This window comes from Thermanaeromonas sp. DSM 22490 (assembly GCF_056378755.1).
Genome location: NZ_JBJHHE010000011.1, coordinates 82,057 through 96,426, shown reverse-complemented (window position 1 = coordinate 96,426; position 14,370 = coordinate 82,057). Strand labels below are relative to the sequence as shown.

Sequence of the window (14,370 nt, the reverse complement as noted above, 5' to 3'; positions counted from 1 at the left end):
AAATCCATCCCGTGATTTATTACATTGAGTATAAGGGCTTGTGTCCAAGGATGGTTCAAGAAATTATTGTTCCCGCCCTCTATATCGCTTAGGTCTACTCCTAAGTTTAACTGCGTGTTCATGGGAGCGCCTCCTTTGGTCCCGCTTATCGCGGTTTCTTCCCTTACCATTGGAGGTTCTCCCTTTTTTCGTTTTTTCCTGCCCCTATGGTAATCTATGGCTTTTACCTAGATTTATTTTACTGCTACCCTCTAGAGGCTAAACCCTTGGGTTTGCCTGGCTGGAAAAAATAAGTCCCGGTCATCTATTACCCGGGACCTGTTATTCTTATATCTGCTCAGCAGTGGCATTTTTATTTTACCCTTACAAGCGCGCCTCTAGTTCTGCTCCACCCTGGAAAGGATAGAGCCCATCCTGTCCGGGGCGTAATCCGTCTTCACAAACCATTCCCAGTTAGACCTCAGACAATTGTAACGCTCTTCCAACCGGGCATAAGCCTCATTCAATTCCGCCGGTGAAAGTAAGCTCCAATCCTGGTACGAGCTCCCCTCCCACACCCTTAACGCCCTGGCCATTAGTAAATCCTCCTTTCAGGATTTTTCCCGTTCACCTTCTGGTATTATTTTAGCATAGTTTTTCTGCAATTTAGAATTTGTTCCGCTACAAAGTCATTTTTTTACCCCCAAAGGTAGGAAAGTCATGGTGAACGGTTTTGCGAACTTTTTCACTAACTCCTCCACTTAGTTTCTATAGCAAGTTTCATGCCATCCCTTATTTCTTAAGAGCATTCTTTGAGCACAAGAAAAACAAGGGTTGTTTAAGCGAATCTTTGTCTCCATAGTCAAACGCTATTCGGTTTTTTGAACCCGGATAAAGTTATATAGAGGACTCTTTAAGAAAAATAAAGGCTCCTGGCAACCAGGAGCTCTAGATTCAGTCTTTTGGACTACATCCGATTTTCCGAATAAATTTTGGCCATCTTAGGTGACAGGCGGTAACGCTTGAGCATTTCGTTTAGGGTGCTGCGTTTTAATCCCAGGATCTCAGCGGCGCGAGCCTGCACCCATTTGCTCTCTTCCAGGGCCTTAAGCAATAATTGTACTTCATAGGCTTCGACAGCTTCCTTGAAAGTCATTCCCTGGGTATAAGCCCAGCCAGCAGCCTTGGCCGCCTTGTTGCGCAGATCGCGCGGCAGATCAGTAAGCTCAATCTTGGTTCCTTCGCATAAGATAACTGCCCGCTCTATAACATTTTCCAGTTCGCGCACATTGCCCGGCCAGTCGGCCCGTACCAGAGCGTCCATAGCTTCCGGTGTAAAGCCTTTAATATCTTTGCCCAGGCGCTGGCAAGTTTTTTCTAGAAAATGGCGCGCCAATAAGGGAATGTCATCCCGGCGCTCACGCAAAGGGGGTAGCCAAATGGTAATGACGTTTAAGCGATAGAACAATTCTGGCCGAAAACTCCCTTCTTTAATGGCCGCTTCGAGGTCGCGATTGGTAGCAGCAATAATCCGCACATCCACCCGGCGCGGCCTCGTTTCCCCTATGCGAATAAACTCTCCTTCCTGTAAAACACGCAGCAACTTGGCCTGCAGACCCAGACTTATATCTCCTATTTCATCTAAAAACAAGGTTCCCTGGTGCGCTTCTTCAAAAAGACCCTTCTTAGCGGTTACTGCTCCTGTAAAGGCACCCCGGGCATGGCCAAAAAGCTCGCTTTCCAGCAAAGTTTCGGGTAGAGCAGCACAATTAATACTTACAAAGGGTGCTTCGCTACGCAGACTGCGATAGTGTATAGCCCTGGCCACCAGCTCTTTACCAGTACCGCTTTCACCTCTAATGAGAACGGTAGCATCTGTAGGAGCCACTTTCTCAATGAGGCGGTAAACTTCCTGCATGGCCATACTCTTGCCTACGAGCTGTCCAAATTGTCCGCGAACCGTCTTTAGTTCCTGGCGCAACCGCAAGTTGCTTTTCTGTAACTGCAAGATTAAATAAGGAAGGCACATTTGATTTTCCGCCAGGCCTTGATACACGGCTATGGCTTTTTCCCGGCAAGAGGAATAACCGCAGGCACCGCAGTTTAGTTCGTCTTCCGGACCCGTCTTGCCGAGTTCGGCCATTATAGCCCTGATATCCGCTTCGCTGGGCTGGGGGAAATGCACACTCCGGTCCCGGAATTCCCTGCGCAAATTAATATCTTCTGGAGGTAGAGTCTGGGGAACGGCCTTGTCCAAACCTTTCCGTGCAAATTCCGCCACTATGCGGCGCCGGCGAAAAGGGGAATATTCATTTTCCATCATGGGCCCGTTAATACAACCCTTGCAAAAAAGCATATCGGCTATCTGAGGTACCATTTTGCCTTCATTTACAGCCCGCAAAAATTCCAGGCAATCCTCCCGCCCTTCAACGATAAGTACCCGGCTTTCCAGTACATCCTCCAAGATTCCGGCGCTGCGTAACAATCCTCCTCCTATGGGATAGAGCCGGCCAAAATAAGGAAGGCGGCTATCGAATTCGCTATCCCCCAGAGCAGATATCTCAATTCCCCGGTCGCGCAACATCTGCTTGAATTCGGGAAAGGTGAGTACGGCATCGACTGAACCGTCAACTTCTTCATCCCTTATTTCAGCCTTTTTAGCCACACAAGGTCCGATGAAGACCACTTTTACTCCCGGTCCCAGAGTCTTCTTTAGATAGCGACCCAAAGCTATAGCGGGAGAAACTATAGGTATTAATTGGGAGATCAGCCGAGGAAAGAACTTCTCCACTAGATTTACGATTGCCGGACATGGTGTAGTGATTAAACCCTGCCTTTCCCCCACTTCCTGGAAATATTTTAAATACTCCTGGGTAACCAGGTGAGCCCCATAAGCTACCTCGTGGACCTCCGCAAACCCCATCTCGCGCAAAGCAGCTACCACCTGGCCCGGCCAGGCCGGGTGAAATTCGGTCACAAAAGAAGGGGCCAGGCAGGCTACTACCTTATCGCCGTTAAGAAAAGTATTGACTTTGTCAATATGACTTTCCACTGTTTTAGCTTTTTGCGCACATACCTGGACACAGTGGCCACAGGCTATACAGAGCTCTGGTACCACCTCGGCCTGTCCATTCACCACTTTAATGGCTTTAACTGGGCAGTTGCGAATACAAGCATAGCACATACGGCATTTACCTGTGATTACTTTCACAATGCCAGACATATTTTACCCGCCCCCTTTAAGTTTCCCAACAGTATTATACGATACAATTCACAGGAAGGCGAGACAAAAATTTGGATTTCCGCATCTCAAATTTAAGACATCCTGAGCAAAACTATAGACTATGCCCACCAGGCCATTGAGGTAGGCGGACGCTCAAAATCCCCAAGCGTATTTCCTGGGGATCCTTTAGTTACCGCTCTTAGCGCATTTTAATGGTCTACCGCTGACCCGATCCCGCTGGTAATATTTAGTATGCAAATCCCTGTGAGTACGGGCATTGGCCCAGCCGCCAAACCAGCGCTCAAAAGCCCTGGTCACAAAAACATTATCCTGAGGCTTGTGCAGCTGCTCTGCCCGGTCCAGCCTGTAAAGACCCTTCATGCGTTCCATGCGGGTGCTGGTATCGTTGGGAAGGGGTTGTCCTCCGCCCCCCAGGCAGCCCCCAGGACAAGCCATAACTTCTACTGCATGGTAGAAAACTTCTCCCCTTTTGATTCGCTGGAGCAGTCTTTCCGCCTGGGCCAGGCCGTTCACTACGGCAAGTCTTAGAGGTTGTCCCTTGATTTCTACCTCCGCCTCCTTAATTCCCTGCATACCCCTCACCGGGTAGAAATTCACCCGCCCCATATCATCCGTATTGCCTAAATAGCCGTAAAGGAAACGTATCACCGATTCCATTACTCCACCCGAGGCCCCATAGATCACCCCAGCGCCGGAACCCACTCCCAAAGGATTGTCAAACACTTCCGGTTCCAGCTCAGTGAAAATAATCCCCGCTTCTTTAATCATCTGCACCAGCTCTACCGTGGTGAGGACAAAATCCACGTCTCTGACGCCATCCGTAGTAAATTCGGGCCGCCTGGCTTCGAATTTTTTGGCCGTACAGGGCATAACTGATACACAGATTACTTCCCAGGGATTTTTGCCTATTTCCCGGGCATAATGTTTTTTAACCAGGGAACCAAACATTTGTTGCGGCGAACGGCAGGTAGACAGGTTATCCAACAAATCTCCATGAAATTGTTCGGCATATTTCACCCAGGCCGGACAACAGGAAGTAAACAGGGGCAACTTCTCCTGCACCCGGAGGCGTTCGTATAATTCCAGAGCCTCCTCGGTAGTAGTCATATCGGCAGCAAAGGTAGTATCGAAAACCCGGTCGAAGCCCATTTTTTTAAGGGCTGCCACCATTTGTCCTGTCGCCTTTTCCCCAGGCTTGAGCCCAAATTCTTCTCCTATAGCTATCCGCACCGCCGGTGCTACTTGTACTACTACTAGTTTAGTGGGATCCTGTAGGGCTTCCCATACCTGGTTTACTTCTGATTTTACTGCCAGGGCCCCGGTAGGACAAACAGCCACACACTGTCCACAGTTAAGGCAACCCACTTCGGCCAGGGGCCTGCCAAAGGCAGTGGTTACCTGGCTTCTAGAACCCCGGAAGGCAAAATCCCAGATTTCCACTCCCTGGATCTCTTTGCACATGCGCACGCAATCGCCGCACAGGATGCACTTATTAGGATTATTCGTAAGGGCCGGGGAGGTGCGATCCACCGGTAGTTTTTTATCCCGTCGGCCAAAGCGCACTTCTATAATTCCTAGCTGGCGAGCCAGTTGTTGCAGTTTGCAACTGCCGCTGCGCTCACAAGTGGTACATTCCCTCTCGTGATTGGCCAGAAGTAGTTCTATAACCATACGGCGCAGACGCCGGGTACGGGGGGTATTGGTGTAAATTTTCATACCATCAGCCGGCGGAGTAGAACAAGCGGCCATTAACCCCCGCCCCTCCACTTCCACCATGCACATGCGGCAAGCGCCGTAAACGCTCAATTCCGAATGGTAACAGAAAGTTGGCAATTCAATGCCGGCCCGCCGAACTACCTCCAGGAGGTTTTTTTCGCCGTTGATTTCTACCATTGTTCCATCGACCCATACTTTGGCGACAGACATTGCTTCACTTCCTTTCCACTACGGTTTGCTCCCTCAAGGGGGAGCAGGCCTAAAAGTACCCGGCTTCGTACGACGCTGTTGAATCCTCTCCTCCTACCTTCAGGCAGTATACACCGCATTGAATCGGCAAATATCCAAACAAGTGCCGCACTTGACACAGCTTTCCCTGTCCACGGTATGGGGCTGCTTCTTTTCCCCGCTAATGGCCTTCACCGGGCAGGTTCTGGCACACAGGCCGCAGCCCCGGCATTTTTCAGCGTCAATAAAGTAGCTGAGCAGATCTTTACAAACCCCCGCCGGGCACTTTTTATCCCTGATGTGGGCTTCATATTCTCCTCGGAAGTACCGCAAGGTAGTTAGCACCGGATTAGGCGCTGTCTTGCCCAACCCGCACAGGGACCCGTCCTTCACTACCAGGGCCAGTTCTTCCAGCAAAACCAGATCTTCCTCTGTGGCTTCTCCAGCCGTTATTTTATGCAACAGCTCCAACATGCGTTTGGTTCCTTCCCGGCAGGGGACACATTTGCCACAGGATTCGTTCTGTACAAAGGTCATGAAGAACTTGGCCACTTCCACCATACAGCTATCCAGGCCAAGAACTACCATCCCTCCGGACCCTACCATGGCCCCTGCTTTCTGTAGGGAATCAAAATCCAGGGGCAAATCCAAATGTTCTTTCGTAAGGCAGCCGCCGGAAGGGCCGCCTATCTGCACAGCCTTAAAGCCGCAACCCCCCCGCGGCCCCCCTCCTATTTCGAAAACAACTTCCCGCAGGGTGATGCCCATAGGAACCTCCACCAAGCCCGTATGGGCTACTTGGCCGGCCAGGGCAAAGGTCTTGGTGCCGGGGCTAGAGGAAGTCCCGTACTGCCTAAACCACTCAGCCCCGCGTAAGATGATGGGCACCACATTGGCCAGGGTTTCTACGTTGTTAATCACCGTGGGGCAACCCCAGAGGCCCTTTTGAACTGGGTAAGGTGGGCGCGGCCGGGGCATCCCCCGCTGGCCTTCGATGGAAGCGATAAGGGCCGTCTCTTCCCCGCAGACAAAGGCGCCAGCCCCTTCTTTAATGTGCACTTCAAAAGAGAAATTGCTGCCCAAGATGTTCTGGCCCAATAGCCCTAAAGTTCGGGCCTCATCTACCGCCTTGCGCAACCTTTGTACGGCCAGGGGGTATTCTGCTCGCACGTAAATATAACCTTCGCTTGCCCCGATGGCGTAACCCGCAATGAGCATTCCTTCCAAGACCCGATGGGGGTCGCCCTCCATGACGCTGCGGTCCATGAAAGCACCGGGATCGCCTTCATCTCCGTTGCAAATAAGATACTTATTATGGCCTGGCTCCGAGCGCGCCAAGGCCCATTTCTGGCCGGTAGGGAAACCGCCGCCACCCCGGCCACGCAAGCCGGCCTCCTGAATTTCCTTTATCACTTCTTCCGGCGCCATCTCCCCCAAAGCTTTAGCCAGGGCCCTATACCCCCCGTGGGCCAAGTAATCATAAATGTCCTCCGGATTGATACGGCCGCAATGTTCCAGCACTATTCGCTGTTGTTTTTTATAAAAGGGAATATCATCCTCTCGTGCCACCGGTTGACCGGTATCCGGGCGGTGATAAAGCAGCCGCTCCACCAGCCTGCCATTTATAAGGTGTTCTTCAATTATTTCAGCTACATCTTCTTTAGTAACCTTACAGTAGAGAATACCGGCCGGTTCCAAACGCACCAGAGGACCCATCTGGCAAAATCCGTGGCAACCGCTGATACTTAAGGCCATGTGACCCTTGTCCCTTTCTTCCCTTAACTCAACTCTGTACGCCAAGCCCCGGCGGGCCAGTTCCTCGCCAAACTTCTTATACACCTCCAAAGAACCGTTGGCTACACAACCCGTGCCGGCACAGACCAGGACCCGGACCTTCTCCTCAAACAACGCTTTCCTGGCTAGCTCTGCAGCTCGCTCCAAGTCTTGGCGCGACCTAAGCAACGTTATCCCTCCCTTCTCCTTTGCCTGTCTCTTCTTTTAATCCCCGCACCAAGTTAACAGCATTTTCCGGGGTCAACTGGCCGTGCACCTCTTTTTCATTAACGGTCAACACAGGAGCCAAGCCACAGGCCCCTAAACAGGAAACAGTCTCTATCGTAAACTGCAGGTCGCCGGTAGTGTTTTCGCCTTCTTTTAGTTTCAGTTCTTTGCACAGGGCTTTGTAAATATGCTCGGATCCCCGCACATGGCAGGCGGTACCGTCGCAAACCCGGATTACATATTTACCTTTAGGCTTTAAGGAAAACTGAGCATAAAAGGTAGCTACACCCCACACGACGGCTGGGGTAATATTCAAGGCATTGGCAATGTATTCTAAAGCCTCTTCCGGCAGATAGTGATATTTTTTTTGTACCTCCTGGAGTATAGCGATTAAATGGGACAATTCTCCTCGATGGCGCTCTATTATCTCCTGCAAATCCTGCTGCAAGCTCTGTAAGTCCTGCTGCAACCTTTTCATGTCAGGTCCTCCCCCAGGTGTATAGCTTATGGTCAAATATTGTGATAGTGGTCTTTTTCACATTCATTATAACTTAGTTTCTTCTCCTCGGCAACATTTTCATCTTCTGGCGTATCCCCAGTCTTGCTCCCAGGCCTGCTTGGCTTTCGCTCGCTCCGGAAACCCTCGCGGGCCAAACTAGCGCTCGGCTCAAGGCTCCGGCAGGCTTCCCGGCAAATTCGGCTTCCTGCCTCAGTTGCCGGCCTCGGCCATCCATGGCCTCGGGCCTGCCTCCGCCTTTCGCCAAGCTTAAGTTTGGCTACCGCTCGGGTTTAGTCGCTCGCTTCCAAGCCTAAGCAGGCCCCCCCAACAAAAACTGGGGATAAGTCAGTTTCATCTTCAGTGGCCCCAAGAGATAATAAGGCCCAAGGAAAGTCTACTCCTTAGGCCTTGCTATCGCTTATTTCTGCTCGGCATTCCTCTAGCCTTCTAATTGTCATCAGTGTAAATTAGTATTTGCCCCGCGGCGTGTAATGAGTGTGCAACAGGTGATGGGACTTTTCACCCAAAGGCTGGCCCAGGAATTCGCGGTACAGAGCTTGCACAGCAGGGTTCTCATGGGACTTCCGGATTACCATGCGTTCATCAGCCGTGTAAATACCTGCCATGCGCTGGGCCCTGATCTCCTCATTAGTGGGAATTGGTTGGCCGCCGCCGCCAATACAGCCGCCGGGACAACACATGATCTCGATAAAGTGATATTGTTCCCCTGCTTTGACCCGTTCCAAAAGCTTTCGGGCATGGCCTAAACTGTGGGCTACTGCCACCCGTACCGGGGTACCTTCTATATCCACAGTTGCCTCTTTAATGCCGGCGAGGCCCCGCACTTCATGGAACTCCAGCCTGGGCAATTCTTTCCCCGTTATTAATTCATAAGCTGTCCGTAGGGCAGCTTCCATCACACCGCCGGTAGCTCCGAAAAGCACAGCCGCCCCGGTGGATTCGCCCAACGGATCATCATAATTTTCCTCCGGCAAGCTCTGGAAGTCGATCCCGGCCTCTTTGATCATCCGGGCGAGCTCGCGGGTAGTTAAGACATAGTCCACATCTTGATAACCGCTATCCTTCATTTCCGGCCGCTGGGCTTCAAATTTCTTAGCTGTGCAGGGCATGATGGATACCACTACCATCTTGGCCGGGTCGATGCCTACTTTGGGGGCATAATAGGCCTTGGCTACAGCTCCAAACATTTGCTGCGGCGATTTGCAGGTAGATAAATTGGGCAAAAACTCGGGGTAGAAATGTTCTACAAATTTGATCCAGCCAGGGCTGCAAGAGGTGAGGAGGGGCAGCCTCTCCCCTTTCTTAAACCGCTCTATGAATTCGCTACCTTCCTCCATAATGGTGAGATCAGCTGAAAAGTCAGTATCAAATACCCGGTCAAAGCCCAAACGCCTCAAAGCAGCCACCATTTTACCTGTATTAATGGTGCCCGGAGGGTAGCCAAATTCCTGCCCTATAGACACCCGGGTAGCGGGCGCTGTTTGCACTACCACAAATTTATCCGGATCGGCCAGGGCTTTCCAAACTTCCTCGGTGTAATCCTTTTCATACAGAGCCCCCACCGGACATACTAGGATGCACTGTCCGCACTCCACACAGGCTACGTTTATGAGCTTTTCATGAAAAGCTGGAGCAATAACGGTGTCAAAGCCCCTCTCCTGGGGAGCAATAGCCTTCACGCCTTGCACTTTTTCACATACTGCTACGCAGCGCCGGCACAAGATACATTTTTCCGGGTCGCGGATTAGAGCCGGCGTAGAAGTGTCGGGCTGGTACTGGCTCTGTTTGCCCTCAAAGCGCACCTCCCGGATACCCAGCGTCTGCGCCAAGGTTTGCAGTTCACAGTTCAAGTTGCGGATGCAAGTAGGACACTCCATCTTGTGGTTGGAGAGCAACAGTTCTACATTAAGGCGGCGGGCAGCCCGCACCCGGGGCGTATTGGTGCGGACTACCATACCCTCGCTAACCGGCGTGACACAGGCAGCCGCTAAATTGCGCGCCCCTTCTACTTCTACCACGCATACTCGGCAGGCACCTAATTCATTAATACCTTCCAGGTAGCACAAGGTGGGGATATGGATACCGGCTTTTTGCGCAGCTTTTAAGATAGTAGCGCCGGCTTCTACTTCTACCTTGAGGTTATCAATAGTTAACGATACCGTGGTCATCCTTTCGCCTCCCATCTTTCACTGGTAGCCAGGCTTATTCACGCACATCACAACGCAGGCAGCGGGAAGCCTCGGCCACTGCCTGTTCTTCACTATAACCTAGTTCCACCTCGGCAAAATTGTTAATACGTTCCTCTACCGCCAGGGCAGGAGCCGCTATTCGTTCTGTCTTTTCCTCTATAACCGGAGCGGTGCGCTTCCGTTCCACTTTGACTTCCGGAACTACTATACCGTCACCGCCCAGATATTTATCAATGGCAGCCGCAGCCTTTTTACCTGCAGCAATGGCGGCAATTACGGTATCCGGCCCGCTGACGCAATCCCCGCCGGCAAAAATACCGGGCAGGTTAGTGGCCAGAGATTTCTCATCGGCTACAATGGTCCCAGCCTGGGTAAGCCCCAGACTTCCGGGCAGGCCTTCCCGTCCCACAGTCTGGCCAATGGCCGCAATAACTACATCCACGTCGAGGGTAAATTCCGCTCCCTCTACAGGTACAGGCCGGCGACGGCCGCTCTTATCAAAGTCGCCCAAGCGCATGGGGGTACATTTTAGAGCCTTCACCCGGCCGGCTTCGCCCAGGATAGCTGCAGGGGCTGCCAGGCAGGTAATCTTAATCCCTTCCCGCTCAGCTTCGTGGATCTCTTCCCGTATCGCTGGCATATCTTCTTTATTGCGGCGGTAAATAATATGAACTTCTTTGGCGCCCAACCGCTTGGCCGAACGAGCTGCGTCCATGGCCACATTACCGCCGCCAATAACGGCTACTACTTTATCCTTCACATCCACGGGATGGCCCAAGTTGAGCTCCCGCAAGAAGGTTACACCGGAATAAACTCCTTCCAGTTCTTCTCCCGGGATACCCAGTTTCAAGTCTTTGTGGGCGCCGATGGCCAGGAAGATGGCCTGGTAACCCTCTTTTTGCAAGTCTTCGAGGGTGAAATCGCGCCCCAGAGCTGTATTGGTCCGGATTTCCACTCCCAGTTCGGTAATGGTCTCGATCTCTTGGGCCAAGACCCTCTTGGGCAGGCGGTATTCGGGAATACCTACCGCCATCATGCCGCCAGCCACCGGCAGAGCCTCGAAAACGGTGACACTATAACCTTTAAGGGCGAGGTAATAGGCTGCTGTTAGTCCGGCTGGGCCGGAGCCGATAATAGCCACTTTTTTCCCATTGGCGGGGGCGACGGTGGGCTTAGGCCGCTGGCCGTTTAAGGACAGGGCGTAATCAGCGGCGAACCGCTTCAGTTCCCTGATAGCCACGGCTTGATCCATCTTGGCCCGGTTGCACTTACCTTCACAGGGATGGTGACAGACGCGACCACACACCACGGGGAAGGGATTCTCCCGCCGGATCACTTCATAGGCTTCGGCAAAGCGGCCCTGGCGGATAAGGTCTATATAAATGGGCACATCCACATTGGCTGGGCAAGTGTTCTGGCAAGGCGAATTAAACAGCGCCGCGCAAACAGACGCCGGGCAGCGTTTATCCCTTATGTGGGCTTCGTACTCGTCCCGGAAATACCTTATGGTGCTGAGCACGGGATTGGGAGCCGTCTGCCCCAGGCCGCAGAGGGCGGTGTCCTTAATCTGCTGCCCCAGTTCAATAAGAAGTTCGATATCTCCCTCCTGGCCCTGGCCCTTGCTTATACGGTCCAGGATCTCCAGCATCCGGGTAGTGCCGATCCGGCACGGTGTGCATTTGCCGCAGGATTCATCCTTAACAAAGTCCAGGAAAAATTTGGCCAGGTCCACCATACAAGTGTCCTCGTCCATAATGATTAGACCGCCCGACCCCATGATGGTTCCCAGGGCCGTAAGGGAATCGTAATCAATGGGTACATTAAGGTGTTCGGCAGGAATACATCCTCCCGACGGTCCTCCGGTTTGGGCAGCTTTGAACTTCTTTCCGTTGGGTATGCCGCCGCCGATATCATAAATCACCTGGCCCAGGGTGGTACCCATGGGTACTTCCACCAGACCGTTATTATTGATTTTACCCGCCAGGGCAAAGACCTTGGTACCCTTACTCTTTTCGGTACCGATAGAAGCAAACCATTCCCAGCCGTTGCGGATTATGGTGGGTACATTGGCCAAGGTCTCTACGTTATTGATGACCGTAGGCTTACCCCACAATCCCGATACGGCAGGGAAAGGAGGACGAGGCCGCGGCTCGCCCCGGCGACCCTCGATGGAAGCCAGCAACGCTGTTTCTTCGCCACAGACGAAGGCACCAGCGCCCAGCCTAATATCTACATCAAAGTCAAAACCGGAATTAAAGAGGTTTTTCCCCAAGAGACCTTTTTCCCGCGCTTGACTGATGGCGATCTTCAGGCGGTGCACAGCAATGGGATATTCCGCCCGCACGTAAATATATCCCTGGCTGGCGCCGATGGCATAGCCGGCGATGGCCATTCCTTCCAAGACAGCGTGGGGATCGCCTTCCAGGATGCTCCGGTCCATAAAAGCCCCCGGATCGCCTTCATCCGCGTTACACACAATGTACTTGATAGGTCCCGGAGAGCGGTGGGCGAACTCCCATTTCAGCCCCGTCGGGAAACCGCCGCCACCCCGGCCCCGGAGGCCTGATTTCTTGATTACTTCGATGACTTCTGCCGGCTTCATTTCGGTCAGTACTTTGGCTAGAGCTAGATATCCGTCCCGCGCAATATATTCTTCAATGGATTCGGGGTTAATAACCCCGCAGTTGCGCAGGGCAATGCGCAATTGATGCTTGAAAAAGGGGATATCTTCATAAGAAGACACAGCGGCTTCCGTCTCCGGTTGCTTATAAAGCAAACGCTCCACTACCCGGCCTTTAATAAAATGCTCTTCCACCAGCTCGGCAACATCTTCCGGGCGGACGGCGCAGTAGAAAACCCCTTCCGGATATACCATCATATTGGGGCCAAAACGGCAGAACCCAAAACAGCCTGTTTCGACTACCTTGATCTCCCTGTCCAGGCCCCGGGCAGCCAGTTCCCGCACCAGGGCTTCTCGGGTTGCCTGACTTTCAGAAGCTGTACATCCAGTGCCAGCACACACCAGAACATGGGCGCGATAAAATTCCATCTTCATTCCCTCCCTATGGCCAACGACTACTTATTTACAACCCATTCGCTGACTATAACACCGTTAACTATATGCTGGGCCACTATCTGGCGGGCTTTTTGCGCGTCCACTTTACCGTAAGTCACCCGCGGTTTACCCGGTACCAGCACATCCACCAAAGGTTCCTGGGCACACAAGCCTATACAGCCCGTCTGGGTCACCACCACATTGTTCAACCGGCGTTTGGCCAGCTCATCGAGCAGAGCCGACATAACTTCCCGGGCCCCGGCCGCTATGCCGCAGGTGCCCATGCCCACCACGACTTTGATCTTGTTCCCTCCTTCACGTAAGGCAATGGATTCTTGGATTTCTTTTTTAAGCTTTAGCAACTCTTCCACTGACTTCATAAGCAGTGTTCACCCCCATGTAATCCCTTTAACTCCTGATTGATATAACTCTGGACCCACTCTAAAACCGGGGCCAGATTAACAGGTATGTCTCCCAGGTGTTTCTTTAGCCAGGAGGTGGAAAACTCAAAGACCTGCTCGCCCCTCCGGTGGTAATAGTGGAGTTCAGGCGGCTCCTCCCGACCCAAAATAGCTGCTATGGTAGCTCCCATATTGCCCAGGGGAGGGCGGTCTATATGATTTAACTCCAAGGTCACCACCACCCGGGTACCTTTCCCCGGCCGAGAAATCAAAGTTAAGCTTCCTCCGCATTGCTGGGCTGTAGCTTTAAAAAGGGGTAAGCCCAATCCCACCCGCCGGGTAGTGCGCGTTGTGAAAAATGGATCTAAAGCAGCCTCAGCTTCGTTTTCGCTCATCCCCCTACCGTTGTCTATTAATTCGATTACCATCCTGTTCCCGGCCGGATCTTCTATAATTCTTAGCTTTATACAGTCGGCTCCGGCGGCCAGAGAATTCTCCATTAAATCCAGGATATGCAGGGCTAGCTCTTCCATCATTGATAGGACTGGAGCACGGCCAGGGCAGTATCCGGCCTCAACAATCCATGAGCCCGCTTGTTAACCATCATCACTGGGGCTAGGCCGCAAGCTCCCAGGCAGCGGACCACTTCCAGGGAGAACTTGCCGTCATCAGTGCTGTCCCCGGCTTTGATGCCCAGCTCCTTCTCCAAGCGTTCCAGTATTTCCGGAGCACCTTTAACATAGCAAGCCGTACCCTTGCAAACTGAAACCTGATACTTGCCTTTAGGTTTGGTGGTAAAATGCGCATAGAAGGAAACGACGCTATAAACTTCACTTAAAGATACGCCCAAGCCCTCAGCTATAGCTATCAAGACCTGTTTAGGCAAATAACCTATAAGGTCCTGGGCTTGATGTAGTACCTCGATAAGGGCGGACGGCTGGCCGCGGTGAGCATTGATAATTTGCTCCAGTTGTTCCCATTTTGCTTCGCATTGACATGCCTCCATAATCCCCAAACACCCTCCTTACACATTCTCC

11 protein-coding genes are annotated in these 14,370 nt (G+C 52.3%); all 11 read right to left on the bottom strand.

The features are described from left to right. Positions 1-377: 377 nt before the first annotated feature. The 11 genes from AC1BI1_RS08925 to nuoE (AC1BI1_RS08875) all read right to left on the bottom strand — a co-directional run bounded on the left by AC1BI1_RS08925 (position 378) and on the right by nuoE (AC1BI1_RS08875) (position 14,339). The gene (locus AC1BI1_RS08925; protein ID WP_476716937.1) at positions 378-575 is read right to left on the bottom strand and encodes a hypothetical protein; all 198 of its coding nucleotides are present in this window, start codon (positions 573-575) and stop codon (positions 378-380) included. A gap of 371 nt (positions 576-946) precedes the next feature. Beyond that, positions 947-3,202, bottom strand: a complete 2,256-nt coding sequence (locus AC1BI1_RS08920; protein WP_476716936.1) for a sigma 54-interacting transcriptional regulator — start codon at positions 3,200-3,202, stop codon at positions 947-949. A 186-nt stretch (positions 3,203-3,388) separates the two neighbouring features. Then, positions 3,389-5,149, bottom strand: coding sequence for a [FeFe] hydrogenase, group A (locus tag AC1BI1_RS08915; protein ID WP_476716935.1), 1,761 nt, complete (start codon positions 5,147-5,149; stop codon positions 3,389-3,391). Positions 5,150-5,248: 99 nt separating this feature from the next. Then, a complete protein-coding gene (locus AC1BI1_RS08910; protein ID WP_476716934.1) occupies positions 5,249-7,129 on the bottom strand; it encodes an NADH-ubiquinone oxidoreductase-F iron-sulfur binding region domain-containing protein in 1,881 nt (626 codons plus the stop codon). Then, positions 7,122-7,646, bottom strand: coding sequence for an NADH-quinone oxidoreductase subunit NuoE (nuoE, locus tag AC1BI1_RS08905; protein ID WP_476716933.1), 525 nt, complete (start codon positions 7,644-7,646; stop codon positions 7,122-7,124). Before nuoE (AC1BI1_RS08905) ends, AC1BI1_RS08910 begins: the two co-directional genes overlap by 8 nt. Before the next feature lie 73 nt (positions 7,647-7,719). After that, positions 7,720-7,902, bottom strand: coding sequence for a hypothetical protein (locus AC1BI1_RS08900; RefSeq protein WP_476716932.1), 183 nt, complete (start codon positions 7,900-7,902; stop codon positions 7,720-7,722). Positions 7,903-8,134: 232 nt separating this feature from the next. After that, positions 8,135-9,856 carry an NADH-dependent [FeFe] hydrogenase, group A6 gene (locus tag AC1BI1_RS08895; protein ID WP_476716931.1) on the bottom strand — a complete coding sequence of 574 codons (1,722 nt, stop codon included), beginning with the start codon at positions 9,854-9,856 and terminating at the stop codon, positions 8,135-8,137. Between the two features lie 34 nt (positions 9,857-9,890). Next, complete coding sequence (nuoF, locus tag AC1BI1_RS08890; RefSeq protein WP_476716930.1) at positions 9,891-12,932, bottom strand: NADH-quinone oxidoreductase subunit NuoF; 3,042 nt, start codon at positions 12,930-12,932, stop codon at positions 9,891-9,893. 20 nt (positions 12,933-12,952) lie between these two features. After that, on the bottom strand, positions 12,953-13,312 hold the full coding sequence (locus tag AC1BI1_RS08885; protein ID WP_476716929.1) for a (2Fe-2S) ferredoxin domain-containing protein: 360 nt from the start codon (positions 13,310-13,312) through the stop codon (positions 12,953-12,955). Beyond that, positions 13,309-13,869 carry an ATP-binding protein gene (locus AC1BI1_RS08880; RefSeq protein ID WP_476716928.1) on the bottom strand — a complete coding sequence of 187 codons (561 nt, stop codon included), beginning with the start codon at positions 13,867-13,869 and terminating at the stop codon, positions 13,309-13,311. The genes AC1BI1_RS08885 and AC1BI1_RS08880 overlap by 4 nt, the downstream gene beginning before the upstream one ends. Next, the gene (gene nuoE, locus AC1BI1_RS08875; protein ID WP_476716927.1) at positions 13,866-14,339 is read right to left on the bottom strand and encodes an NADH-quinone oxidoreductase subunit NuoE; all 474 of its coding nucleotides are present in this window, start codon (positions 14,337-14,339) and stop codon (positions 13,866-13,868) included. The genes AC1BI1_RS08880 and nuoE (AC1BI1_RS08875) overlap by 4 nt, the downstream gene beginning before the upstream one ends. Between the last annotated feature and the right edge of the window lie 31 nt (positions 14,340-14,370).

Excerpts from the sequence above, each read along its gene's own strand:
- AC1BI1_RS08885 (WP_476716929.1), bottom strand. The coding sequence starts at position 13,312 with ATGAAGTCAGTGGAAGAGTTGCTAAAGCTTAAAAAAGAAATCCAAGAA.
- AC1BI1_RS08880 (WP_476716928.1), bottom strand. The coding sequence starts at position 13,869 with ATGATGGAAGAGCTAGCCCTGCATATCCTGGATTTAATGGAGAATTCT.
- AC1BI1_RS08925 (WP_476716937.1), bottom strand. The coding sequence starts at position 575 with ATGGCCAGGGCGTTAAGGGTGTGGGAGGGGAGCTCGTACCAGGATTGG.
- AC1BI1_RS08900 (WP_476716932.1), bottom strand. The coding sequence starts at position 7,902 with ATGGATGGCCGAGGCCGGCAACTGAGGCAGGAAGCCGAATTTGCCGGG.
- AC1BI1_RS08915 (WP_476716935.1), bottom strand. The coding sequence starts at position 5,149 with ATGTCTGTCGCCAAAGTATGGGTCGATGGAACAATGGTAGAAATCAAC.
- nuoE (WP_476716927.1), bottom strand. The coding sequence starts at position 14,339 with ATGGAGGCATGTCAATGCGAAGCAAAATGGGAACAACTGGAGCAAATT.
- nuoF (WP_476716930.1), bottom strand. The coding sequence starts at position 12,932 with ATGAAGATGGAATTTTATCGCGCCCATGTTCTGGTGTGTGCTGGCACT.
- AC1BI1_RS08895 (WP_476716931.1), bottom strand. The coding sequence starts at position 9,856 with ATGACCACGGTATCGTTAACTATTGATAACCTCAAGGTAGAAGTAGAA.
- nuoE (WP_476716933.1), bottom strand. The coding sequence starts at position 7,646 with ATGAAAAGGTTGCAGCAGGACTTACAGAGCTTGCAGCAGGATTTGCAG.
- AC1BI1_RS08920 (WP_476716936.1), bottom strand. The coding sequence starts at position 3,202 with ATGTCTGGCATTGTGAAAGTAATCACAGGTAAATGCCGTATGTGCTAT.